Source organism: Janthinobacterium sp. (assembly GCF_009923995.1).
In the GTDB taxonomy this organism is placed as follows: Bacteria; Pseudomonadota; Gammaproteobacteria; order Burkholderiales; family Burkholderiaceae_D; genus Janthinobacterium.
The window spans coordinates 74,703-100,688 of the sequence record NZ_RFSK01000002.1 but is presented as its reverse complement, the minus strand read 5'-3'; the positions used below and the strand labels follow the sequence as shown (position 1 = coordinate 100,688).

Sequence of the window (25,986 nt, the reverse complement as noted above, 5' to 3'; positions counted from 1 at the left end):
CTGCCAAGCCGGCACGCCAGACGCATACCCGTGCGCCATAAAAAAAGCCGGCCGCGTGGTGGCGGCAGGCTCATTCTGTCCAGACACAGGGGCGGACACAGCGCCACCACGCTGCGCGTTTATTTCTTGATGAATACCAAATCCCAGACGCCGTGGCCCAGCTTCAAACCGCGGTTTTCAAACTTGGTCAGCGGACGATATGCGGGCTGTGGCGCGTAACCATCGGCGCTATTGCGCAATTGCGGCTCGGTACCCAGCACCTCCAACATCTGCACCGCATAATCTTCCCAGTCCGTGGCGCAGTGCAGATAGCCGCCCGGTGCCAGCCGATCGGTTAACTGCTTGACGAACGGCGACTGGATCAGCCGGCGCTTGTTGTGACGCGCCTTGTGCCATGGGTCGGGGAAAAAGACGTGGATACCGGCCAGCGAATTGGCGGGAATCATGTGCGTGAGCACTTCCACGGCATCGTGCTGCAGCAGGCGCAGATTCGTCAGCGATTCCTCGCCGATCAGCTTCAACAGGCTGCCGACGCCGGGCGTATGCACTTCGACGCCGATGAAATCCTTCTCGGGCATGGCCTTGGCGATATGCGCCGTGGTCGCCCCCATGCCGAAACCGATTTCCAGGATAACGGGCGCCTTGCGGCCGAACACCTGCTCGAAATCCATGGGTTCTTTGGCGAACGGCAACAGGAACTGCGGTCCCAGCGTCTCAAGCGCGCGCGCCTGCGCCACGGAGAGCCGTCCCGCGCGGGTCACGAAACTGCGGATGCGGTGTTCGGTCGGATCGTACATCATCGGCCGCGCAGGGCCGTTTGCTGGGGTATCTGAAGACATGGGAATGAAGAAAATAGTGGCCGCGCCGCACAAAGCCAGGCGCCAGCGGAAAATGGAGCGGGTGAAGGGAATCGAACCCTCGTCGTAAGCTTGGGAAGCTTCTGCTCTACCATTGAGCTACACCCGCGAAGCCTGCATTTTACGCGGGATGCCGTCTAGTGGCAAACTATGTGCCACCCTCTCTACGCCTTCGTGCTATCACGAAATTGCATTAAAACATACATATACATATAAAATTATTTCACTTGCATCGAGATTAAGAGCGCAGATGACAAAAATGCTTTAAGATGGCCGATGAGTAAGTGTGTCGGCGCTCACGCTTGCGCCAAAGCACGGATTAAAATGAAAAAAGTTGCTACAATCATATAGTAGTTCTGTAAGTTTTAGCTGTATCCCTCCACTGTTTAACCAAAAAGGATATTCCATGAAGAAAATTCTGATCGCCTCGGCAATCCTGTGCTTCGCTTCCGCGCAAGCAATGGCTCAATCGACTCCAGCCCCAGCACCTGCAGCGGCCGCTCCAGCAGCTGGTGCAGCCGCTGGCACCACCGTTGCCGGCCTGAGCGTCAGCACGATGATCGCAATCGGTGCAGCCGTTGCAGTCGTTGCCGGTGCAGCAAGCTCGGATTCGACCACCACGCACCACACGACTTCGCACCATTAATTTTATAAGGATTCTGACGAATCCTTTTTAAAATAAAAAAACAGGTGAAACCTAGTTTCACCTGTTTTTTTTGGGGCAAGTATTTCTTAATGATCTTATCAGGCCACATTCTGTACCCGAAAGCGCACCCGTCAGATTATATAGACGAGTGTAGCGCATCATTCCAGCATCGAGGCCAGCCCAAACATCTTCCGGAAATCGTACTATTTACGCGCTTGACGCAGCTCAGTCCAGCGTACTTGGTTTCCGACATCGTTACGCATGCGCATGTAACTATCACGTAACAGTGCAATAATAGCGGCAAGAACAAGACCTCCGAACAAGCCGCCGAGCAACAAGCGCCCCCGCTTCGGCCCCGATTTTTTCTCTGGCACGACTGCAGAATCGAGCAATTGGATAACCGAGGAATCCTTCGATTCATCAATTTTGGCCAGCTCATACTGCTTGGCCATCATCTCGAACATGGTTTCATAATACTTGACGTCACGTAGGCTGCGAATATATTCGACGCCGACTTCCGGGATCTTCCTGGTAGCCATAATGGCATCGCCCTGTGACGATTCCTGCCCTTTTTTCAGTTTACCCAATTGCGCATTCAAACCACGCACCTCCTCCTGCAAACGGACATAGGCGGGATTGTTTATGGTTGCAAAGGAACGCATGGCACCCAACTGCACCTCTTTCGCGGCGATCATACCCTGCAATTGCGCTTCATTGGCAATGATGCTTTTGACTTGCGCGTCGAGTTGCAGCATACCCGTCGTTTCCTGCATGCTACGCATGGCCACTTCGGCGTCCGCCAGTTGATTCTTGACTGTCTTGAGCTGGCCTTCGAAATAGAGTCGCCGACGCGCTGCTTCTGTCACAGCCAGAGTCCGCGTCAAGCGTATCAGTTGGTCGACATAGGCATTCGCAAGTTGCGCGGAAAAACGCGGATCATGATCTTCCACAGAGATACGGATCATGCCGTCCTTGCCACTCATGAAGCTGGCTTTCTTCAGCAATTCCATGCGCGTCTCATCCATCGTGGTTTCATCATAGCGTTCCTGCAATTTGAACTCAGTAATCAGTCGATCGCCAATAGAACGGCTTTGCAGCATACCAATGTAAATTTCATTCGGATTTTTCAGCCCGGCCAATCCGCCTGCCGCAGCGGATAACCCCCCCAGTTGGGATAACATCATGCTAGCGGCCGATGTTGCTTGCTGCGGAGGCAAAATGACGGCTGTACTGATAAAAAAAGGCCGCATCAGAAAAGCGGCAGCGAGAGCGACGATCATGCTGAGGCTCAGTACGACCAGCATAACCTTGCGCTGGCGAGAGAAAATGGCGAGTACATCGATCAGATTCAACGACTCTGCATCGTCACCATTCCCAGCATGTGGCAATACAGTTGCAACTTTATCGTGCATAATTTTCTTTCAAATAAGCGCAGCCCGACTGCCGAGCTACGCCATACAAAATGTTTAGTCTTTGAGAACCTTCAATCCTGCAGCACCCAAACCGAATTGATAAAAGATTGCCGTCCATTCCTTCAAGTCCTGCATGAAGGAACCACGTACGATCTTCTCCGGTACCACGACAGTGTCGCCCGGATTCAAGGCTGCGCCACCCAATCCGGAGAACCAGCCGATATTGCGACCACTTTGCGCCGTGCCATCGGCACGCACCACATACATTTCAGACTTGTCTGCACCGTCAGTCACGCCGCCGGCCAGATCTACATAATTGCTGACGGTACGCTTTGGGCGGTATACAAACGTGTTTTGCTGGAATACCGAGCCAAGCACGTCAACTGTGCTTGGACGACGTGGGATATACACGCTGTCACCATCACGCAGCGGCACATCTGGCAAATTCTTTATTTGCGCCTCACTATCTTGCAGTTCGAGCACAATACGACCCGTCGCCTTTACAGTACGCAGCTTTTGCACGATACGACGCTGCTGTTCTGCTTCCATCGCCACCTTGCTGGCGTTTTCCTTATCAGTCGTGTTGCTCAACCGCTGAGTTGCTGCCGAATCAAGTTCACGCTCAAAACGGTCAGCAATTTCATCAAGCTTAGCCTGCTGTGCTGCGCGAATCGAATCACGCGTTAATTCTGTGGCGTAGATATATCCATTTTCCGTAACACCACCAAGTCGACTCATCAATTCGCGCAGCGTTTCACCCTTGTTCAGTTTCACAACACCAGTCTGCTTGGCTTCGCCGGCAACGCGGACGTATTCGACCTGCAGTTGCGACGGCACAGCAATCGCACCAGGTGAAAACACTCGCAGGACGTCGGTCGATGCCACCGGCACCGCTGCCAACGCGCTGCTGCCTCCATCCTTGTCTACAGTCACGTCCAGTACGGATTGGAAACTGTTATTGATACTTTTCTCGACAATCACCTGTTTGCTTGACGCCGCGGAATCAAAACCACCTGCCCATGAAGTAACGTCTTGCAGCGTTGCCGGGCCCTTCAATTCGAAAATAGCGGGGCGCTTCACGTTACCCGTCAATGCGACCAATGGGCCGACTTCCGGGATATAGATCACGTCGCCATCACGCAAGGTCAAGTCATGCGATTTGTCCCCCTTCAGTAACATGTCATAGACGTCAAAAGTGGCAACCGTTTGTCCTGCGCGCTTAAGCTGGATATTGCGCATGCTGCCACTGGCATTCGGCCCACCCGACGTAAACAAGGCATTGAGGAGACTGCTCATGGCACCCAACGTGTACGTACCGGGACGTACCGCATGGCCCACCACATACACTTGCAAGGAGTGCGTCTGCGCAATGCTGGCACTCAACTCAAAATTGGTGAAGAATTTACCCACCGCTTTTTTCAGGTATCCCTGTAGATCGCCATACCGTACACCGCTGACTTTGACTGATCCCACGCGTGGGATATAGATCGAGCCGCTACGGTCAACCGTGGCGCTAATATCGATATCGACCATGCCCCAGCCGCGAATCTGCAGCTCATCGCCAGTGCCGATCAAATAGTCCTGGTTGGCTTGCGCACCGTCAAACGGCGCAAAGGTGCTCGGTACGTCGCCGAATAAATCGGCGCCAAATACCTGCAGCGGCTGTCCGGTAACACCTTTGACAAACGCTGCAAAACCGGCCGTGTCGGCACGCACCGGCGCGGCGGCTCGGGCTGGCCGGAGTACAGGCTGCGCTGAACGTTGCTCATTGCGCGAATTCTTGATACTAGGCAAGGGGCTGCTCTGTACGGTACGGCCAGCATCAGTTTCTTCCTGTTGCGCCATGGCAAGCGGCGAAACCATCCCCAATGCACATGCAGATAATATCAATTGCTTAATAAGTGGTCGTGTAATGTGATGATGCTTTTTCATGCTGTTCTTTATCTGAATTAATCAATGAATAATGCATGCGGCTACAAACGCAAGCCCAAATTTAATACTCTTTTTGCCAACTGACGCTTAATTCCTTGGGGCCGGGACTGATCGACAAGCGTGAACCACTCTGATCGCGCTGTGATTGCCACAGCCAATTACCTACCGCATAGCCGAGAATACCGCCGACCACCGTGTCAGACACCCAGTGCTTGCGACCGGCCACGCGGCCAGCCGAACCGAGAGCGGCTACGCCATACAACCACGGCGCGTCATACTCCTTGGCAAATGGAGTTACTGCGGCAAAGGCAATTGAAGCGTGCCCCGAAGGAAAGGAGCCGTCTGAACGTTTTTCTGCATTGCCGAAACTATCCCAAGCACTCTTTCCGTCACCGGGGCGGGCACGGGCTACCAGATACTTGCTGCCATAGGCAACACCGCTGGTCAACGCCAGGGATTGCAAGGCAATCAGGCCCGTGTTCTGCATGCGCTCATCGCCCAGCGCAAATGCGGCGCCTGCTGCACCGACCAAGGCGTACGGTAGCGCTCTGCCAACTTTATCCCAGTCGCGCAATATACGTGAATCCTGATGTCTGCTGACTGCACGGTCCACTGGCTTGTCTGTCAAACCTGCAAGCAATACCGCGCCAGCAGCGACGCCTGTCGCCTTGACCCATGCTGCCGGTTCCGGCAACGTGGAGGACGACTGCTCCATGCGCGCACGCATGGCAGCCCATGGATTGCCAAATGGACGTACGGGCGGATTGACGGCAGGCAGATTCTGCTCATCGGCACGCTCGCCAAAATTGCCCAAACCATCGTAACTATGCATATCTGCTCGCGGGCGTTCGATCAGGTCATACAAGTCGCCGGGTGAAGCAACCATCTGCCCAATATCGCGTGTCCATGGCGACAACGAAAAACCTGCCGTTGCCTGGGTATCCGATGGCAACATCGTATTCAGTGGTATCGACAGGAAGATGCCGCGGTCCTGATATGGTTTTTCAGGCGTACCAGGATTGGTAATGTCCTTGCCATTCGTATGCGTATACCACGCCCCCACTTCGATCCCGGACTGGAAGCGGCGTTTGAACTCCATGCGCACTCCCGTATCCTTGGCCAGGAATCGGCCAGCCCGTGCAGTCACCGTAATGTCATAGGGAAGGCGATAATGCAGCGAACCAATCGCAGTAACCGTCTGATAGTCGCGCCGGCTCAATACTCCACTATAGCCACGTTGCTGTAAGGCATCGACCGATAAGTCCGCCGCCCAGTTACTTTGTTTCGGCAAATACAACACCTGACCACCGGCACCTCGGAACATGTCTTCATATAGACCAACTGAAGCACGGGCATACCAGCGTTCGGCAGGATTGAAATATTGATTCAGCAACACGCGCGTCACCGAGAAGCGATTGCCGCGCAGGTACTTGGCAACATCGGAGCGCACGTGCGGCAACAGGCTGTTCGATTCCTGCTTGACGCCTGAGACCGTTTCAAGCAACTGCATGCTGGCGACGCCGTTGAAATACAGTCCATCCGCCAAACGCTTGTCGTAGTTGGCCACGGCAGCGATCGAATAGCGGAATGCGCCACTGGGGTCGTTGAAGAAGAACCCCACTTTGGGAGCAATCTTGAAGCGATTGGCTTCACGGTCCAGCGAGCTGACTTGAATGATGTCGCCTTCTTGCCCCAGAGCCACGCCAAGCTTTCCCTCCGACGCCACGGCAGCAGCGCTGGCGGTAGCATCGGTAACGGCATTGGCAGCTATCGGATCAACGCTAGCGACAACCGCAGGGACTGGCGTTACCGCCGGCAGTGTCGATGTACCAGGAACAGTCACGGGCACCGTTGTCGCGGCAACCGCAGGTTCCGGCTTGGCTGGCACGGAAACTGGCACGGCCTGCTCCATGAAGCCAGACAACCACTCTTGTTCCTTGTCGGTAATGACGTCTTCCTTGTTTGGATAACGCAACAATACGACGTCGAGAAACTCCTTGCGATCGATCTTGCCAGCCAAATAATCATTGAGCTTCTTCAGGTCGAAGAATTCGTATGTGGCGATAGGCTGGTCCAGCTTGGTGTAAGTGATGCGTATCGTCGTCACTCCGACGGGAGTGAATGCAAGGGCGGTGCGGGCGGCACGGCCGATCGCCCGGCCAAGGTTAGAAATACGGCTATTGGTCAACGTCAGATTGAGCGTGTTGCCAGTCTGACTGACGCGGATATTCTTGTAGTCCTGCTTAACCAGCGCATTGACCAGGTCGGCACCATAACCAGCATCATGTCGCCATTCTTCTATGGTGGGCAACGGCGGCGGATTTTTGCTGTCGACAAAAAATGGCGGTTCATATATTTTGGGAATAAATTCACGCTCACCGAACGGAATACTGACAAAGGCATTGACGCTGAACTGGTCGCGGCTTCGCGCCGCCTGTACAGCAAGCCAGCCCCAACGATATTCCAGCCCCAGCGATGGACCTTTGCTACGCTTGCCGGCCTGCGTGGAACCCGCATAGAAGTCATTCTTGTAGTTGATGGCATCATACTCCGCGACCATAGACCAACGCGGCATACTGGCCGGCGTCCAGCGAGCGCCGGCAAACACGCCATCGGGGCGCCCACGCGAATAACCAAGGCTAGCCTCGACATTCTTGGCCTCCCCGAAAGTCTTGGTCGCCACGACGTAGTGTCCCTTGAATAACTCCGTTCCAAAAACGTCGGTCATCCCCAAGGCAACCGACGGCAGCCACTGGCTCTCTTGCCACAGCCGCAACTTACCATCGATCACTTTATCCTTGTAGCGGCCATATTCGCTGCCATACTCTCCCGGCGTGCTGGTAAAACCGGGAATACCAGCGATGGAGACATATCGGCCAGTAACCTGCAAATAAGGCAACACATTGGCCGTCGCCCATAATTGACCGTAGGGACTGTCATAGCTGTAACCAACACTAAAAGTGCCATCGGACTCAACAACAGCGCTCGGCATATTGATGTAACCAGATTGCCCGCCATGATTGGGGGTTGCGGCCATGGCACACGGAGCGCCGATCAGCAGGTAACCACACCAGGAATAATTAATGGAATTTCGGAGTGCGCGTAACAAATCCAACCACCTCAAAAACCTACGCCGACACGTCCCTCACACAAGCGGAAATATCAATACGGAGGATTGTCAATACTACAAAGCGAGCAAAAAAGCCGAAGCAGGAAATATCTCTGATGCGACGTTTAAATTCGGACTCATCTAATTATCCAACTGAAAAAAATTATCACAGTTCGAATATTGCAACCTAGAATTTTAACATTATTTGTTACCAAGGAAGCTAAAAATTGCTTTAAGTACACCGCCAGAAGGCAGTAAATCCGGGCACGCCGACGTGGTGTTCTCGATCTGCAGCAGCAGCCTGCGCGTATCAGATAAAGGGAAAAGCATAATCAAATGCAAATATTGCAAGCACAACTTATGGCAATATAGGCAATTCCATTTCCCTATATCACTATGTTTTTTTGCATCCACTTACATTTATTATTTCAAGCTGCCGAAAACCTTACCGATAATCTTGCTGCCATACGCAAGCGGATCGCTGCGAATCGCTTTTTCTTCTTCGCCGATCATCAGGTACAGGCCATCGAGCGCACGGTCGGTCACGTAGCCTTCCACGGTCGATTGCTGCTGCGGCACCAGTCCCGACTTGCCGATCTGGCTCATGGTGCTGTTGTATTTGCTGGCGAGGCCGGAACGGTCCGTGACGGCCTTCACGATGGGCAGGAATTTGACAGCCAGGGGCGCCGATGTTTTTTGGCGGAAAAAGTCAGTCACCGAGGTGTCGCCGCCCGCCAGGATATTCTTGGCATCGGTGACGCTCATCGATTTCACCGCGTCGAGCAGCAAAGGCTTGGCCAGGGGCACGGCCGATTCGGCGGCACGGTTCATCGACACCACCAGGTCATCCAGTTGCTGCCCGCGTCCCGTCATTTTCAGCAAGGGCTTGGCTTGCTCCAGGATGCCGGGCAGCTTGATCTTCACCTTGTCATTGTTCAAAAAACCATTTTCGACACCCAATTTCGCCACGGCGGCAGCCGAGCCGGCCTCCAGCGCCGCCTTCAGGCCGCTGCTGGCCTCCTGATTGGTCAGGGATGCCAGGGGATTGGCCGCCCCGGCGGCGGACGATAGCAGCGCCAGTGCGCACACGATGGCAACTGGGCGGCGGGAGAGGCAGGTCAGGCGCATATTCTTCCTTTGTTGAAATCCAGCAAGGCACGGGGCGATTTTGCTTGCCTAGCATAGCAAAACGCCGGCGACGGCAGCGACTTTTCTCGCGGAAAAATCGTCCCTTTCCCAGTGCGGGGGAGTGCAAGATACAGCAAATCCTGTTGTATTCACGCACGTTTGACTTGCCAGCCCCACGTGGGAAGCAGGCAGATATGGCTATGAAGATACCCCTGCGGTGGAGGAAACGCATAACCATATCCACATATATTCGTTCGTCAAAGTTAACACTCTGGCTACGCTCTGGGCCTGTCTTCATTTCTATCAAGGAACGGCTCATGAGCAGTAGCAAGCGACAAATGCGGTTGGGAGCATTTTTGCAGGGTGTCGGGCATCACATCGCCGCCTGGCGCCATCCCGACGTCGACCCGGCCGAAGCAACGCGCCTGGAACCGTTGAAGCATCTGGCCCGCGTGGCCGAGCGGGGCAAGTTCGACGCCATCTTCTTTGCCGACACGGTAGGCTTTCCCGAAGGCCCGCCCGCGCTGCTGGCACGCGCCGCCCTGCCGTATTATTTTGAGCCGCTGACCCTGCTGGCTGCCTTGTCCGGCGCCACCGAGCATATCGGCCTGGTGGCCACCACTTCCGTCACCTATCTGCACCCATTCCACCTGGCGCGCAAGTTCGCCTCGCTCGACCATATCAGCGGCGGACGCGCCGGCTGGAACCTGGTTACCTCGGGCACCGACTGGGAAGCGAAAAGCTTCGGCCTGTCCGCGCAAGTGCCGCACACGGAGCGCTACCAGCGCGCGCGCGAATACGTCGATGTCGTCAAGGGCCTGTGGGACAGCCTGGGCGACGATCCCTACCTGTTCGACCAGGCCAGCGGCAATTTCTTCGATCCGGCCAAGCTGAAAGTCCTCGAGCACGAAGGCAAATACTTCAAGCTGCGCGGCGCCCTGCAATCGCAGCGTCCCGTGCAAGGCTATCCCGTGCTGGTGCAGGCCGGCTCCAGCGAGGATGGCCAGGAATTGGCGGCCGCCACCGCCGAACTGGTATTCACGGCGCAGCAGACACTGGCCGGCGCACAGGCCTTCTACAGCGGCCTGAAGGCCCGCCTGGCCCAGCACGGCCGCGGCACCGACGAATTGCTGATCCTGCCGGGCGTGATGCCCATCATCGGCGCCACCGAGGAGGAGGCCAAGGCCCGCTACGACCAGCTGCAGGACTTGATCGATCCCGTCATCGGCCTGGGCCTGCTGTCGGGACTGACGGGCGTGGACCTGAGCAAATATCCGCTCGACGAACCCTTCCCCGAACTGCCCCTGGGCGAAGGCTGGCAAAGCCGCGTGCAGCTGTTCATCGACATGGCAAAAAAGGACAATCTCACCCTGCGCCAGGTCTACCAGCGCGCGGCCGGCGCGCGCGGCCACCGCGTCATCTGGGGCACGCCGTCAAGCATCGCCGACCAGTTGCAGGAATGGTTCGAGAACGGCGCCGCCGACGGCTTCAACATCCTCGCGCCCACCTTCCCGCATGGCCTGGAAGCGTTCGTCGACCTGGTCATCCCGGAACTGCAAAGGCGCGGCCTGTTCCGCACCGAGTACAGCGGCCACACCCTGCGCGAACACCTGGACCTGGCCCGTCCGCTGGGACTGGCAGCATGAGCGCCGCCGCCCTGCCCGCGACACCGCCAGCGCCAGCAGCATCGCCAACGCCGGCGCTCGCGAACGACTACCTGTTCGGCCGGCGCCGCACGGTGCAGACCTTCAGCCTGCTATGCCTGCTGATGGTGTTCGACTTCGCCGACCGCATGATCCTCGCCGCGCTGATCCCATCCATCAAGGCCGAATGGCAGATCACGGACGCCACGGCCGGCATGCTCAGCTCCATCCTGACCCTGGGCATGGTGCTGTGCGCGTTCCCCGCCTCGATCGCCATCGAGCGCTGGAGCCGCGTCAAGACGGCCAGCATCATGGGCGTCATCTGGAGCCTGGCGTCGGCGGCCGGCGGCCTGGCGGGCAGCGTGACGCAGCTGGCCGCCAGCCGTGCCCTGGTGGGAGCGGGCGAAGCGGGCTACGCGCCCGTCGCCTACACCTGGATCAGCGCCGCCTTTCCCAAGCGCCGGCGCCAGCTGGCCCTCGGTCTGTTCTCCTCCGCGCAGCCGATCGGCATGGCGCTAGGCGTGGCGCTGGGCGGCTATGTCGCCACGCACTACGGCTGGCGCCACGCGCTGGGCATCATGGCCCTGCCCGGCCTGCTGATCGCCGTGTGGCTGTACCGCGGTCAGGATTACCAGACCGTCAGCGTGCGCGACACCGCCCCCAGCTCCCGTGGCGAGCCGGCATTGCGCGGCCGCCTGGCCGTCATCGCCGGCACGCCCTCGCTGGTGTTCGCCTACCTGAGCGCCGCCATGGGCACCCTGCAATGGGTACCGGCCGTGTTTTTCCTCCCCACCTACCTGAACCGCTTCCATGACATCCCGGTGCAGCAGGCGTCCTTCATGACCAGCGGCGTGATGCTGCTGTCGATCGTCGGCGTGCCGCTGGGGGGCTGGGTCATGGACCACTACAACCGCCGCAATGAACTGGCCAAGCTGCTGTTCCCCATCGCCGCCTCGCTGGCCGCCACCATCATGCTGGGCAGCGCTTTCGGTATCGTGCATGGCCTGGCATGGCAGTACGGCCTCGTGATCGCGGGCGCTTTTGTCGTCTCGGCCGCCGGCACGGGACCGCTGGCGATGACGCAGGAACTCGTGCATCCGGCCTTCCGTCCTTTTTCCGCCACCTGCGCCGTCGTCACCCTGCATTTGCTCGGCTCCGTGCCAGGACCCGTGCTGGCGGGCCTGCTGTCGAACCGCTTCGGCCTCAATGACGCCCTGCTGGTCCTGGCGCTGGCCGGCGGCGCGCTGCAGTTGACGACCTTGCTGCTGGCGCTGCGCTACTACCGGCGCGACCTGGGCAAAGTGGCTCAGCACCAGTTGCAGCCATTGTAAAAAACACCGATCATCACGCTAACAACAGGTTTAACGATGCCCAAGAAAATCCATCCCCTTACACTGACTTCCGGCGCACTGCTGATCGCCGCCGTTTTCGGCCCCCTCGGCGCCGCGCGCGCCGATGATCTGCCAGCCGCCAGCGAACCCGCCCTGCAGGACAGCGGCGAGGTGCACAGCATCACCGTCACGGCGCGCCGGCGCCAGGAAAAGGCGCAGGATGTGCCGGCGCCGATTTCCGTCGTCAGCGGCGCCCAGCTCGAAGCCCAGGGACTCTATCAGGTGCAGGACTTGCAGCAGGCGCTGCCCAACGTCACCTCGCAATTCCTGCATGCGCGCCAGTCCAGCGTGGCCGTGCGCGGCATCGGCAACAACACGGCCAACGAAGGACTGGAAGGCAGCGTCGGCATTTACCTGGACAACGTCTTCCTGGGCCGTCCTGGCCAGGCCGTGTTCGACCTGCTGGACCTGGAGCAGGTCGACCTGCTGCGCGGCCCGCAAGGCACGCTGTTCGGCAAGAACACCACGGCCGGCGTGCTCAATATCAGCACGCGCCTGCCCACCTTCGAGCGCGAAGGCCACCTGGAAGTGTCGCTGGGACAGCGCGGCTACCGCCAGTTCAAGGGAGGGTACTCGGGTCCCGTCAGCGACACGGTGGCCGTTCGCATCGCCGCCTACGACACGCACGACGATGGCTGGCTGAAGAACCTGCAGGACAATCGCCGCTTCAATGAAATCAAGCGCAAGGGCGTGCGCACGCAGGCGCTGATCAAGCCAAGCCAAAATTTCAGCCTGCGCCTGATCGCCGAGCACAATCAGGAGGATTCCAGCACCGGCACCCTGGTGCCATACGCCTACGGCCCCCTGAACAGGGGCGCGGCCGGCGGCAGCCTGTCCACCAACGCCACCAACTACGGCCTGTGGCTGCAAGCCAAGGGGGCGACCGAGGTCATCTTCAATCCCTACGACTACAACGTCAGCATCGACGAGGAGCAGCAGGCCAAGGTGCGGCAAAACGCCGTCTCGGCGGAGGCGAACTGGAAGATCGGCAGCGGCGCCGATACGTATGCGCTGACGTCGATCACGGCCTGGCGCGACTGGCGTTTCGAGCCGAAGAACGACCTCGATTCCAGCGATCTGAAAGCATTGACCGGCGGCTTCAGCACCAGCGAACACCAGTTCTCGCAAGAGCTGCGCCTGGCGTCGCCGACGGGCAAATCCTACGACTATGTGCTGGGCGCCTATTTCTATCACCAGAAGACGGCCAGCTACAACCACTACGACACGGGGCCGCTGGCATCCGCCGTCTCGGGCGGCGGCTACCCGAACAACAATCTGATGTCGGGCAATGGCGAAGCGCAGACGGACAGTTACGCCGTATTCGGCCAGGAAACCTGGCACCTCGCGCCCAGGCTGGACCTGAGCGCGGGCCTGCGGCTCAATTCCGAACGCAAGCAGGGCCGCGTCGTGCAAAACGCGCTGGGCAATCCGTCGCCGTACACGGCCTACCCGATCTTCGCTTTCTGGGACTCCGGCAAATTGAGCCGCACCGACAAGAACGTGGCCAGCCTGCTCAACGCCAGCTACCGCCTGGAACGCGACGTGCTGACCTATGCCACCCTGTCGCAGGGCGAAAAATCGGGCGGCTACAACGTCAACGGCGTCGCCTCCGTCGGCTCAGCCTTTGGCGTGCAGTCCATCGTCATCGAGCCGGAAAAGGCGCGCAACCTGGACCTGGGCATCAAGACGGCCTGGCTGGACAGCCGTCTCGCCGTCAATGCGAATGTCTTCATCACCAAGGTCAAGGATTACCAGGGCGTCACCAATGTGCCGTATGCGCCGCTGGCCAGCTACATCGGCGTGCTGACGAACATCGGCGACCTGACCAGCAAGGGCTTCGAATTCGATGCGCGCGCCCGTTTGTCGCGCCAGCTGGACGTGAGCGTCAACGGCGCCTACACCAGCGCCACCTTCGACAACGGCACGGGACCGACGCCGTTCGAAACCTTCAATGACCTGGGCAATCCACTCAATCCCCTGCAAGGCTATGGCAAGGGCAGCCGCAGCATCGCCGGCAACCGCGTCAACGGCGCGCCAAAATGGATCTTGAATACCAGCGTGCAGTGGCGCCAGAAACTCGGCGCACAGGTGGAGCAGTACGCCAATGCCAACCTGGCGCTGCGTTCGGACAGCTTTGGCGACATCAACAACTCGCGCTATTCGCGCCTGCCCGGCTATGGCCTGGCCAACGCCAGCGTGGGCTGGCGCGTGGGCCAGGGCGACGCGCGCTGGGATTTCTCGCTGTGGGCGCGCAACCTGTTCGACAAGCGCTATTTCCTTGGCCTGACGGGCGTGGGGACGAATGCCTATGCGGCGTCGGCAGGCCAGCCGCGCACGGTGGGCGCCAGCGCGCGCTACGACTTTTAACGGGCGCTAATCGGCCAGTGCTTCCAGGCGCTGGCGCACCTGGATCAGATCTGTTTCACGCATGCGCGCCGCCGTCTGGCGCAGGGATTTTTCCGCGCCAGCCACGCCGGCCGCTACCGCCATCGACAGCCAGATATACGCCTGCTGCAAGTCGAGCGGGCCGCCCTGGCCGCTGGCGGCCATGAGGCCCAGGTTGAACTGGGCCCGCGCATGGCCCTGGCGCGCAGCCAGCGCATACCAGTCCCAGGCGATGGCATAATCCTGCGGCACATCCTGGCCATTGTCATGGCGCAGCCCCAGCGCGAACTGCGCCAGGCTGTGCCCCTGCGCGGCGGCGCGGCAGTAGCAGGCGCAGGCCAGCTGGCTGTCGGGCGCCGGGCCATCGTCGCGGTCATGCAGCACGCCCTGCATGTACTGCGCCGGCGCGTAATCCTGCTCGGCGGCGCGGCGGTACCACGCCAGCGCCAGCGCCAGATCCTGCGACACGCCCTGGCCATTTTCATGGCGCAGGCCCAGGTCGAACTGTGCCCGCACGTGGCCCTGTTCGGCCGCCTTGCGGTACCAGTACACGGCTTGCTGCGCATCCTCCGGCATGCCCTGGCCATGCTCGTACAGAAGTCCCAGCTGGTACTGGGCAGCAGGGAAGCCCTGTTCCGCCGCCTGACGGTAAAACGCCTGCGCCTGCGTGTAATCGTGCGCGCCGTGTTCGTGGTGCAGGCCCAGGTTGTGCTGGGCCGCCGCATGGCCAAGTCCCGCCGCCTTTACGTACCAGTCCAGGGCCGCCTGTTTATCGCAGGGTACGCCCTGGCCATTGTCATAGATCAGGCCCAGGTTGAACTGCGAACTGGCATGCCCCTGCTCGGCCGCGCGCCGGTACCAGGCAATCGCCTGCTGGCTATCCTGCGGCAGCACATCGCCATTTTCATAGCGCAGCGCCAGGTTGAACTGGGCCGGCGCATAACCCTGCTCGGCCGCCTTGCGCATCCACGCCGTCGCCTGCTGGCGGTCCTGGCGCACGCCCTGTCCATTGTCGTAACGCAGGCCCAGGTTGTACTGCGCGCGCGCATAGCCCTGCTCGGCCGCCTTGCGGTACCAGGCGATAGCTTGCACGAAATCCTGCGGCACGCCCTTGCCGTTGTCATACATCATGCCCAGGTTATTCTGCGCCCCCGCGTCGCCCTGTTCCGCCGCGCGGCTAAACCACAGCATGGCCTGGCCGCTGTCCTGCGCGATGCCCTGACCCTTGGCATACAGCCAGCCCAGGTTGTACTGCGCCGCCGCGTAGCCCTGCTCTGCCGCCTGCTGGTACCAGTGCGCCGCCCGGACGAAATCCTGCGCCACGCCCTGGCCCTTCTGGCACATCACACCCAGGTTGTATTGCGCATGTTCGAGTCCCTGTGCCGCCGCCTGGCCATACCAGTGCAGGGCCAGCGCATAACTTTGCTCGGCACCCTGGCCGTTGAAATGCATGAAGCCCAGGCTGTGCTGGGCATTCGCATTGCCTTTCTCGGCCAGGCCTTTCAGGCGCAGGTAATCGGCCGTATAACGGGGATCGGCAAGCAGCATGGATCAGGCCTCGATGGCCAGCGCCTGCGACGCGCCAGGCGCGCTGCCGGCGATCAGGCGGTTCTGCTCCTGCAGCACGGCGATGAAGCTGCCCAGCGAGATGGGACGGTGGTACAGATAGCCCTGCATCGTGGTGCAGCCCTTGTCCTGCAGGTAGCGCGCCTGGCCTTCCGTCTCCACGCCTTCGGCGATCAGGTGCAGGCCCAGCCCGCGCGCGATCGAGATGATGGCCAGGATGACGGGATAGTGCCCGTGCTCGTCGTGGATTTCCTTCACAAACGACTGGTCGATCTTGATCGTGTGGATGGGGAAGCGGTGCAGATACGACAGCGAGGAATAGCCGGTGCCGAAATCGTCAATGGCCACCGACACGCCCAGCTGGCACAGCTTGTTCAACTGCTCGATCGCATACTGCGGATTACGGATGCAGATGTTTTCCGTGATCTCCACTTCGATCTTTTCCGGCGCGATGCCGTAGCGCGTCAGCGCGCCGCGCATCTTCTCGAAAAAGTCGCCGCGGTCCAGGTACTGCGGCGACAGATTCAGCGACAGCCGCACGGCCTCGCCGCCTGCCGCGTTCCACTGCAGCAGGTCGCGGCACAGGGCACCCAGCATCCAGTCCGAGATCGGCAACATCAGGCCGTTTTCCTCGGCAAACGGCAGGAATTCACCGGCCGTCAGCAAGCCACGCTGCGGGTGGTTCCAGCGCATCAGGCCTTCGGCACCGACGATGCGGCCCGTCGTCACGTCCACCTGCGGCTGGTAATACATCTCCAGCTGGTTCAGCTCCAGCGCCTTGCGCAGGCTCTGCTCAAGCGCGATCTTCTGGTGCGACACGTCGAGCATGGACTCGTGATAAAAACTGTGGCCGTTCTTGCCCAGCGCCTTGACCTGGTACATGGCGATGTCGGCATGGCGCAGCAGTTCGTCAATGGTTTCGCCGTCACCCGGATAGATGGCGATGCCGATGGACGCGGAAATGTGCACCTGGTTGCCATCGAGGTCGAAGGGCTGGTGCAGGCATTCGAGGAATTTGTCGGCGATCAGGCGCGCATCCTGGCGGTCACGCAGCTCGGGCAGCACGATGGTGAATTCATCGCCGCCCTGGCGCGCCAGGGTATCGCCGCGGCGCAGGCAATCCTTCAGACGCAGGGCCACCTGCTGCAGCAGTTCGTCGCCCTTCACGTGGCCGAGCGTGTCGTTGACCAGCTTGAAGCGGTCCAGGTCGATGAACATCACGGCCAGTTCCGTCAGCTTGCGGCGTGCCTGGATCACGGCCAGGCCCAGGCGGTCCTTGAACAGCATGCGGTTCGGCAGGTCCGTCAGGATGTCGTGATAGGCCTGGTAAGAGATCACTTCCTCGGCGCGCTTGCGGTCGGTGATGTCGCGCGCCACGCCGTATGTACCGAAATACTCCTGCTTCCTCGCCTCATGATCGAGGCTGTGCATGCCGATCGAATTGAGCGGAATCGTCATCAGCGTGTTGCTGAAGGTGCGGTCGCTGCCGCTGCCGCTATGGCACTTCAGGCGCAGTTCCACATTGCGCGAGGCGCGATCATCGAGACGACGTTCGTTGAAGGCGTAGCGTGCCCGCTCCTGGTCTTCATCGTGCACGAGGATGGAATAATGGCTGCCGAGCAGCTCTTCGCGGCTAAAGCCCAGCAACTGGTGCACCCGGTCGTTGATGAAGGTGATGCGCCCTTCGTGGTTCAGGGTATAGATGATGTCGGGCGAGCTGTCGACCAGGTAGCGGTACATCTTTTCCGAATTTTCCAGCTGCAGCGCGATGCGCTCGTTTTCCAGCGCCAGCTTGCGCTTTTGCAGCGCGTTCTCCACCGTCTTGAGCAATTCCTCGCGGCTGTAAGGCTTGCGCAGGTAATCGTAGGCGCCCCGTTTCAGGGCGCCGATGGCCGCCTCGATGCCGACATCGCCGCTCATGACGATCACGTCGCCCTCGATGCCGCGCCGGTTGATGTGGTCCATGATTTCATGGCCGCTCATGTCGGGCAGGCGCAGGTCCAGCAGGATCAGGTCGAAGCGCAGTTTCGACAATTGCGCCAGCGCCTCGCTGCCGCAGGTGGCCGTGTAGAGCTGGTAGCCGCGGTCCTTCAGCAGCTCGTGCAGGGAGGCGAGCAGCCGGGGTTCATCGTCGACCAGCAGGATACGCGGACTATTTTCCAGGTCAAACGGAGTAGCGAAGGAATTCATGGACGTTACAAGGATAGGGCGGTGTTACCGGGCGCGGGCAGCGCGGCGGAGGCGCCGGCAGCGCCCTGCGGCTGAGGAATGGGCAGCAGGATTTCAAACGACGTGCCGGACTTGCTGCTGCGGCAGCCGATCATGCCATGCAGGCGGGTGACCAGTTCATGCACGATGGACAGGCCCAGGCCATGATGTGCACCCTCCTTGCTGCTGCGCACGGGCGAGAACAGATTGGCCAGCACCTCGGGCGCCAGACCGGTGCCGTTGTCGCTGACGCACAGTTCCAGGTACAGGCGCCGGTCGCGGTTGACGTGGCCACGGTTCGTCACTTCGATACGCCCGCCATCGGGCAAGGCTTCGACGGCATTTTTCAGCAGGTTGAGCAGGATCTGCTTGAGCGTATCGGCATCGGCCTCCACTTCGCTGGGCGCATCGTGCATGCGCGTGACCACCTCGACCTTCGCCGGCAGGAATTCCGTGGCGCGGAACAGCCGCAGCACGTCGTCGACCACGCGCGCACTATCGGTGACACCACCCGCCGCCACCGGCTGCAGGTCGGCCAAGCCGTTGATCAACTGGCCGACCCTGTCGATTTCCTCGTTCAGGATAGCCATCTCGCCCGCCACGGGTTCCTGCTTCTCCAGCTTGTGATCGAGCACGCTCAGGTAATTCTTGATGATGGACAGCGGGTTATTCACTTCATGCACCACGCGGCGCGACGCTTCGCGGTACTCCTCGGCCACGTGATCGAGCTGGCGCCGCGCCAGGCCACGCGCGCTGATCGCCGTTTCCAGCGCGCTGGCGGCCTGGTTGCCAAAGGCGCGCAGGAATCCCTCGCGCTTCTGGCAGGCAGGAATCTGCCACGCCGCCACGCCGCCTATCAGCACGCCCAGGCTGCGCTGGCCGGCCACCAGCGGCAGGCACACGAGGCTGTCCGTGCCGAGAATGCGGAACAGCTGTTCCTCGACGATACCCAGCAACGGCATGTCGCGTTTCAAAAAGGCCAGTTGACACTCCAGCGCCGACGCGGCCAGCGGGCCGCCCTTGGCCAGCGGGATGGAAAAGCCGGCCAGGCGCTGCTGCTGCTCACCCGCCGCCACGCCGACCAGCGCATGGCCGGTGGGGTTCTGCAGCAGGATGACGGTGGTCTCGAAATCGAACAGGATGCGCGCCGAACGCGTGACGGCCTCCAGCAGATGGGTCTCGCCCTGCTGGCGGGCGAAGGTCTGCCCCACTTCGGAAACGAGGACCATGTTGCGCACTTCGTCGGACAGGCGCTGCTGCACCGGATCGACGGGCGGTGGCGCGAACGCCGGCGGCACGGCGATGTCGTCGGCGCCGGACAGGTCGATGCCCAGGTGCTGCGCGGCCTGTTCCACTTGGCGCGCGACCTTGCCGATCAGCGACTCCAGCACTTCTTCATCCAGCGCGCACAGGCGCGCCGCCTGCGTGATCGACTCGGCGTCGTCGGCATGGCAGCACAGCAGGTGCGCCAGGCGCACGATGCGGATCAGGGGGTGGCTCGCTTCCAGGCGCGCCAGCGGTTCATGGTGATACAGCACGCTGTCGGCCAGGAAGGAATCGAGGTGCCAGCGTTCGATCAGCCAGGCGCCCGCTTCGGCATGCGTGATCTGCAAGGTGCGCTGCTCTACCGCGCACAGGGCAGCGTCGTCGCGCGCCGTGAAATTGTAGGCATATTCCTTCGGCGCTGTGGCCAGCAGGGCCAGGCGGCCCACGTTATGCAGCAAGCCGGCCAGATAGGCCTCTTCCGCGTGCGGATAGGCCATGGCCTTCGCCAGCGCGCGCGCCATGACGGCGGCCGACAGCGAACTTTTCCAGAAGGCGCGCAGGTCCGTGCTGCCGGAATGCGGGAAGCTGTTAAAGGTCTGGAACACGGATTCGCTGATGACCAGGGTCTTGATCATGTCCGTGCCCAGCGACACGAGCGACTGCTCCAGGCTGACGACCTTGCCCTGGCGGTGGTAGGCGGAGCTGTTGGCCACGCCGAGTATCTTGCTGGTCATGCCCGCATCCTTGGCGATCAGGGCGGCCAGTTCCGGCATGCCGGCATCGTCGGCCTGCAGGTGGGCGATCAGCTTGATGAGAATCTGCGGCATGGCCGGCAGGCGGGCAATCAGCAGGCGATTGCGAATATCTTGATCAGATTGATGCATCGTATCAGGCATTGCCGGTTCGATAAGGAAGAGCGCTTAGCAGCGAAGCGCGGCCACGTTCAGAGGAATCCTCCACTCCTGTAACCAAAAAATAGACTGCCTGAGAGGATGCCGGGAAAAAAGTCATCTTATCATAAGCGCCGGATATTACTTGCAATATAGAAAATTAAGTTGAAATAAATCCAGCGTTCTGCAGTGGAAACTTATCGCTTCAACGGTCCCAGCAAACGGTGGCGGAAGCGGCGCGAAATCAGCCACAGCGCCAGCGCCAGGCCCGTAAACGCCAGTTGGCCCGATGCCAGCCACAGCACGGAACCGGACAGCAGGGGCGAAATCACGCCGGCCACCACCGCCCCCAGCAAGGTGCTGGCAAACGACTGGCACGAGGCGACCGTGCCGCGGATATGCGGGAACAGGTCCAGCGCCAGCAAGGTTGCACCCGGCCCCACCAGCGACATGCCGAAGGTGTAGAAGAACAGGGGCAGCACCGACCATGGCAGCGACGGCGGCAGGAACAGGTGGAACACGACGTTGACACTGGCGGCGCACAGCAGGAAGGTAAAGCCGATGCCGATCTGGCGCGCGAACGTGACCTTGCCGGCGATGCGGTTGGCCGCCGCGGCGCCGAGGAAGATGCCGCTCACGCAGGGGATGAACAGCCAGCCGAACTGCGACGGCCCCAGGCCCAGCTGCTTGGGCAGCATTTCAGGTGCGGCCGTGATGAACAGGAACAGGCCTGCGAAATTGAGCGCGACAATGCCGGCCTTGATGTGGAACAGGGGCGAGCGCAGGATCTGGCCATAGCTCGATGCCAGGAAGCGTGGATTGAAGGGCTGGCGCTTGGCCAAAGGCAGCGTCTCGGGCAGGCGCCAGTAGCAGAAGGCCAGCAGGACCAAGGTATAAAAAGCGAGGAACAGGAAAATCGAGCGCCAGTCGAACCAGATGACGATCCAGCCGCCCAGGATGGGCGCCACGGCCGGGGCGATGGAAAAGATCATCGTCACCAGCGACAGCAGGCGCGCCGCTGCTGCATCCGAGTACAGGTCGCGGATGATGGCGCGGCTGATCACCACGCCGGCACCGGCCGAAACGCCCTGCATGATGCGGAAGAACCACAGGTAATGCACCGTGTGCGCCGAAGCGCAGCCCAGCGAGCCGATGGAAAACATCAGCAGGGAGACAAGAATGACGTTGCGCCGGCCGAAGGTATCCGAGATCGCGCCATGCCACAGCACCATGCCGGCAAAGGCCAGCATGTAGAACGTCAGCGACTGCTGCACTTCCAGCGGCGAAGCCTGCAGCGAACCCTGGATCGCACCGAATGCGGGCAGGTAGGTGTCAATGGACAAAGGTCCCAGCATCGACAGGCCGGCCAGCATCATCGCCAGCGCACCACGGCTCAGGGGCGCCATGTGGCTGGGGGTGGGCGGCGGAACGGGCGTGACCGGGTCGGGCGGCACATCGGCCGGAGGAGTGGGAAACATGGCGGATCCAAAGTGGCGCGCGGACCGGCATGAGTCCGCGCGCGTGATACAGCATTTTTTAGCGCGTAAAACATCTGAGAAAACCGTAGCGAGCGGCCGCCGGTGTGGCCGAGAAGCGCAACCGTACGAAAGTACGGTGAGCATCGCAAGCCGCAAGTGGCAACGCGCAGCAGGTTTAATCAGATGTTTTTTGGTTTGGCTTCTTCGCGGCGGTTGTAACCGGCGACCATATCAAAGCGGAACAGACGGCATTCCAGCGCACCGTTGAAGAAAGGCGTCTTGCGCGCTTCCTTCAGACGCAGCAGCTTGGGCAAGCCCAGGTCGGCCGTGAAGAGGAACACGGTCCAGCCGGCGAAGCGCTGTTTCAGGGTCGTGCCCATGGCCGAATAGAAGGACGTCGACAATTCATCTTCCGGGATGGTGCTGTCGCCGCGCACGCCGATACGCTCGCCGTACGGCGGGTTGGTCAGCATGATGCCCGGCACGTCGCTTGGCGGCTTGACCTCCTGTGCTTCGATCTGCTTCAGCGGCACCTCGAAGCGCACGCCGGCGCAACGCAGGTTGTGGCGCGTCATGGCCACCATGTCGCCCGAAATGTCGCTGCCGAAGATGGTCGGCTCGGCCGGCAGCGGATTAGCCTTGATGGCGTTTTTCATGGCATTCCACGGCGCCGGATCGAAGTCGTGGAAATTTTCAAACGCGAACTGGCGCGCAGCGCCCGGAGGAATCCCCTGCAGCATCTGCGCCGCTTCGGCCAGGATGGTGCCGGAACCGCACATCGGGTCGAACAGCACCATGCCCGGCTTCCAGCCCGACACGCGCAGCAGGCCGGCGGCCAGGTTTTCGCGCAGCGGCGCGTCGCCCGTCTCTTCGCGCCAGCCGCGCTTGAACAGGGCTTCGCCCGAGGTGTCGAGGTAGACGGTGAACGTGTGCGCGTCGAGGAAGCCGACGATGCGCATGTCCGGCGTCTTGGTGTTGACCGATGGGCGCTCGTTGAACTGGTCGCGGAAGCGGTCGCAGATGGCATCCTTGATCTTCAGGGTGGTGAATTCCAGGCTGCGCAGCGGCGATTTCACGGCCGTGACGTCGACGCGGATCGTGTGGTGCACGCCGAACCAGTCTTCCCATGGCTGCGCCAGGGTCAGGTCATAGATATCGTTTTCCGTCTTGTAGCCGGAATGGGCCATGCGCATCAGCACGCGCGAAGCGATGCGCGAATGCAGGTTGATGCGGTAGGCATCGAGCAGGTCGCCCGAGCAGTGGACACCGCCCGGCACCTGGTTATGGACCTTCATGGTCGAACTATCCTGGGCGATCTCGCCCAGTTCCTCGGCCAGCGCCGCTTCCATGCCGCGCGGGCATGGGCAAAAATATGAAGCCATAATTAGGATACCTTTTATCCGTTGTAGTGAACACCCACAGGCACCTGCTGCGCGGTACGGCGCTCGCCCGGCGATGCTCGCCGTACCTTCGTACGGCTGCGCTTCTCGGACAAGCGGCGATCCGCTCGCGACGGTGCCTGCGGGTGTCGTTACTTTTACTGCATTAAAAAACTACTCTGCTAAGACTACTGCTGACTTACTTCACTGCGAGCCGACATGCGCCGCTGACTGAGCTTGCCGGATGACGCGCGCGGCGCCAATCCGACCTACATCCTGCTTTTTTGTTTACGATTTCTCCAGCGCGCGCTCGACAAAATCGAGGCGGTCCTGGCCCCAGAAGCCCTCGCCGTCGACGATGTACCACGGCGAGCCGAAGACGGATGCGGCGGTGGCCGCTTCCGTGTTGGCGTCGTATTCCGCCTGCACGCTGGCCGTCTCCGACGTTTTCAGCAACTGGCGGCCGTCGAAGCCCGCGTCCAGCGCGATCTGCACCAGCGTCTCTTCATCGCCGATATTGCGCTCTTCGGCCCACAGCCCGCGCATGATGGCGTGGGCCAGGTTCAGCGACGCTTCCACGCCGTGCGCCAGGCGCGTGGCGATGATCAGCTTGGCCGCCGCTTCCGGCGAGACGGGGAAAAACTTCGGCTGCATATTCAAAGGCACTTGCAGGAAGGCCGACCAGCGCGCCAGTTCGGCCAGGCGGTAGGCCTGGCGCTGCGGCGCGCGCTTGGCCAGCGGCAGGCCGCCCGAAACGCTGAATACCTTGCCCAGGTCGAAGGGCCGCACGTCGATCTGCGCGCCCGTTTTCGACGCGATGGCCATCAGGCGCGCGTGCCCCAGGTAGGTCCATGGCGAGTGGGGCGCAAAAAAATACTGGACCACCTTGTTCTGGCTTGCACTCATCTCGGCTCCCTTAGAACGGCTTGACCACGACCAGCACGACAACGGCCAGCAGCATCACCACTGGCACTTCATTAAACCAGCGGAACCAGGTGTGGCTGCGCTTGTTGAGCCCTTTTTCAAACTTGCGCAGGATGGCGCCGCAGGCGTGGTGATAGCCGAGCAGCAGCACCACGAACGTCAGCTTGGCGTGCATCCAGCCCGGCATCTTCATGCCGCCTTGGCTCCCGCCATACAGCATCCACATCAACGCCAGTCCCAGCACCATGGCCGGCAGCGCCAGCAGGGACATGAAGCGGTACAGCTTGCGCGCCATCAGCAACAGTCGCTCGGTGGCCACCGTTTCTGTCTCCATCGCCAGGTTCACAAAGATACGCGGCAGGTAAAACAGACCGGCGAACCAGGAAATGACGAAGATGATATGGAAGGCTTTGGTCCAGAGAAAGAGCATGGGGTTCCCAGTGTCAGAGGTGGAGAGAAACAAGAGCATGGACCGCCTTGTGGGCAGCCCGCGAATGAGACTATTTGCGTACTTCGCCGTGGCCAAAGACTACGTACTTGAGCGAGGTCAGGCCTTCCAGCCCCACGGGACCGCGCGCATGCAGCTTGTCGTTCGAGATGCCGATTTCGGCGCCCAGGCCATACTCGAAACCGTCGGCAAAGCGCGTCGAGGCGTTCACCATCACGGAGGCGGAATCGACTTCGCGCAGGAAGCGCAACGCATCGCTGTAGTCTTCCGTGATGATGGACTCCGTGTGCTTGGACGAATACCGGTTGATGTGGTCCATCGCCTCATCGATGCCATCGACCACCTTCACCGACAGGATGGCGGCCAGGTACTCGGTGGACCAGTCTTCTTCGGTGGCGGGCACCAGGTACGGGTAGGCAGCGGCGGCCAGGATGGCGTGGCTTTCCGCATCGGCACGCAATTCCACCTGCTTGGTCAGGTACAGTTCGGCCAGCTGCGGCAGCACGACAGGCGCGATGGCGCGCGACACCAGCAGGGTTTCCATGGTGTTGCAGGTGCCGTAGCGGTGGCACTTGGCGTTGAAGCCGATGTCCAGCGCCTTCCGGATGTCGGCCTTGGCGTCGATGTAGACGTGGCAGATGCCGTCGAGGTGCTTGATCATCGGCACGGTGGCCTCGTTCATCAGGCGCGCGATCAGTCCCTTGCCGCCGCGCGGCACGATGACGTCCACGTACTGCGGCATAGTGATGAGGGCGCCGACGGCGGCGCGGTCCGTCGTGTCGATCACTTGCACGGCATCAGCCGGCAGGCCGGCACCGGCCAGCCCTTCCTGCACCAGCTTGGCCAGCGCGCGGTTGCAATGGATGGCTTCCGAACCGCCGCGCAGGATCGTCGCGTTGCCGCTCTTGATGCACAGGCCGGCCGCGTCCACCGTCACGTTCGGACGCGCTTCATAGATGATGCCGATGACGCCCAGCGGCACGCGCATCTGCCCCACCTGAATGCCTGTCGGGCGGAATTTCATGTTCGAGATCTCGCCGATCGGGTCGGCCAAGGACACGATCTGCGTCAGGCCTTCGACCATGGTGGCGATGGCCGCATCGGACAAGGTCAGGCGGTCAAGCATGGCCGGCGCCAGGCCGGCGGCGGCAGCCGCGTCCAGGTCGCGCTGGTTGGCCGCGCGCAGCAGGTCCGCATCGCGCACGATGGCGGCGGCGATCAGGGTCAGGGCGCGGTTGCGCGTGGCACTGTCGGCACGCGCCATGGCGCGCGAGGCGGCGCGCGCGCGCGTGCCCACGTCCTGCATATATTCGGTGATATCCAT

The 25,986-nt window shown here is 60.8% G+C and carries 17 protein-coding genes and 1 tRNA gene; 4 read left to right on the top strand and 14 right to left on the bottom strand.

From position 1 onward, the window contains the following. Positions 1-119: 119 nt before the first annotated feature. Both trmB and EBS11_RS01515 read right to left on the bottom strand, forming a co-directional pair. Entirely contained in the window at positions 120-800 is a 681-nt protein-coding gene (gene trmB, locus EBS11_RS01520) for a tRNA (guanosine(46)-N7)-methyltransferase TrmB (RefSeq protein WP_290600112.1), read from the bottom strand. Positions 801-892: 92 nt separating this feature from the next. Continuing rightward, positions 893-966: transfer RNA gene (locus EBS11_RS01515), tRNA-Gly, on the bottom strand. Between the two features lie 297 nt (positions 967-1,263). Here EBS11_RS01515 and EBS11_RS01510 point away from each other — a divergent pair. Continuing rightward, entirely contained in the window at positions 1,264-1,503 is a 240-nt protein-coding gene (locus EBS11_RS01510; protein ID WP_290599944.1) for a hypothetical protein, read from the top strand. 203 nt (positions 1,504-1,706) lie between these two features. Here the strand turns inward: EBS11_RS01510 and EBS11_RS01505 are convergent, their stop codons facing one another. The 4 genes from EBS11_RS01505 to EBS11_RS01490 form a co-directional block, all read right to left on the bottom strand. Next, positions 1,707-2,915, bottom strand: a complete 1,209-nt coding sequence (locus tag EBS11_RS01505; RefSeq protein WP_290599943.1) for a Wzz/FepE/Etk N-terminal domain-containing protein — start codon at positions 2,913-2,915, stop codon at positions 1,707-1,709. Between the two features lie 54 nt (positions 2,916-2,969). Next, the gene (locus EBS11_RS01500; RefSeq protein ID WP_290599942.1) at positions 2,970-4,847 is read right to left on the bottom strand and encodes an SLBB domain-containing protein; all 1,878 of its coding nucleotides are present in this window, start codon (positions 4,845-4,847) and stop codon (positions 2,970-2,972) included. Positions 4,848-4,908: 61 nt separating this feature from the next. Beyond that, positions 4,909-7,884, bottom strand: coding sequence for a YjbH domain-containing protein (locus EBS11_RS01495; RefSeq protein WP_290599941.1), 2,976 nt, complete (start codon positions 7,882-7,884; stop codon positions 4,909-4,911). A 495-nt stretch (positions 7,885-8,379) separates the two neighbouring features. Beyond that, positions 8,380-9,084 carry a DUF4197 domain-containing protein gene (locus tag EBS11_RS01490; RefSeq protein WP_290599939.1) on the bottom strand — a complete coding sequence of 235 codons (705 nt, stop codon included), beginning with the start codon at positions 9,082-9,084 and terminating at the stop codon, positions 8,380-8,382. A gap of 317 nt (positions 9,085-9,401) precedes the next feature. Here EBS11_RS01490 and EBS11_RS01485 point away from each other — a divergent pair, with 317 nt between their 5' ends. Genes EBS11_RS01485 through EBS11_RS01475 form a run of 3 tightly spaced genes read left to right on the top strand, consistent with a single transcriptional unit; the run spans position 9,402 to position 14,485 of the window. Next, on the top strand, positions 9,402-10,730 hold the full coding sequence (locus EBS11_RS01485; RefSeq protein WP_290599938.1) for an LLM class flavin-dependent oxidoreductase: 1,329 nt from the start codon (positions 9,402-9,404) through the stop codon (positions 10,728-10,730). Beyond that, a complete protein-coding gene (locus tag EBS11_RS01480) occupies positions 10,727-12,058 on the top strand; it encodes an MFS transporter (RefSeq protein ID WP_290599936.1) in 1,332 nt (443 codons plus the stop codon). Before EBS11_RS01485 ends, EBS11_RS01480 begins: the two co-directional genes overlap by 4 nt. A gap of 36 nt (positions 12,059-12,094) precedes the next feature. Further along, a complete protein-coding gene (locus EBS11_RS01475) occupies positions 12,095-14,485 on the top strand; it encodes a TonB-dependent receptor (protein ID WP_290599935.1) in 2,391 nt (796 codons plus the stop codon). A 6-nt stretch (positions 14,486-14,491) separates the two neighbouring features. Here the strand turns inward: EBS11_RS01475 and EBS11_RS01470 are convergent, their stop codons facing one another. The 8 genes from EBS11_RS01470 to EBS11_RS01435 form a co-directional block, all read right to left on the bottom strand. Further along, positions 14,492-16,051: a tetratricopeptide repeat protein gene (locus EBS11_RS01470; RefSeq protein ID WP_290599934.1), complete on the bottom strand. Its 1,560-nt coding sequence runs from the start codon at positions 16,049-16,051 to the stop codon at positions 14,492-14,494. Between the two features lie 3 nt (positions 16,052-16,054). After that, on the bottom strand, positions 16,055-18,259 hold the full coding sequence (locus tag EBS11_RS01465; protein ID WP_290599933.1) for an EAL domain-containing protein: 2,205 nt from the start codon (positions 18,257-18,259) through the stop codon (positions 16,055-16,057). Positions 18,260-18,264: 5 nt separating this feature from the next. Further along, positions 18,265-20,427: an HDOD domain-containing protein gene (locus EBS11_RS01460; protein WP_290599932.1), complete on the bottom strand. Its 2,163-nt coding sequence runs from the start codon at positions 20,425-20,427 to the stop codon at positions 18,265-18,267. 203 nt (positions 20,428-20,630) lie between these two features. Beyond that, positions 20,631-21,911: a multidrug effflux MFS transporter gene (locus EBS11_RS01455; protein WP_290599931.1), complete on the bottom strand. Its 1,281-nt coding sequence runs from the start codon at positions 21,909-21,911 to the stop codon at positions 20,631-20,633. 179 nt (positions 21,912-22,090) lie between these two features. After that, positions 22,091-23,260, bottom strand: coding sequence for a class I SAM-dependent RNA methyltransferase (locus tag EBS11_RS01450; protein ID WP_131373698.1), 1,170 nt, complete (start codon positions 23,258-23,260; stop codon positions 22,091-22,093). A gap of 318 nt (positions 23,261-23,578) precedes the next feature. Further along, the gene (locus EBS11_RS01445; RefSeq protein ID WP_290599929.1) at positions 23,579-24,196 is read right to left on the bottom strand and encodes a 2-hydroxychromene-2-carboxylate isomerase; all 618 of its coding nucleotides are present in this window, start codon (positions 24,194-24,196) and stop codon (positions 23,579-23,581) included. 10 nt (positions 24,197-24,206) lie between these two features. After that, positions 24,207-24,644: a CopD family protein gene (locus EBS11_RS01440; protein ID WP_290600109.1), complete on the bottom strand. Its 438-nt coding sequence runs from the start codon at positions 24,642-24,644 to the stop codon at positions 24,207-24,209. Positions 24,645-24,714: 70 nt separating this feature from the next. Beyond that, on the bottom strand, positions 24,715-25,986 hold the full coding sequence (locus EBS11_RS01435) for a glutamate-5-semialdehyde dehydrogenase (protein ID WP_290599927.1): 1,272 nt from the start codon (positions 25,984-25,986) through the stop codon (positions 24,715-24,717).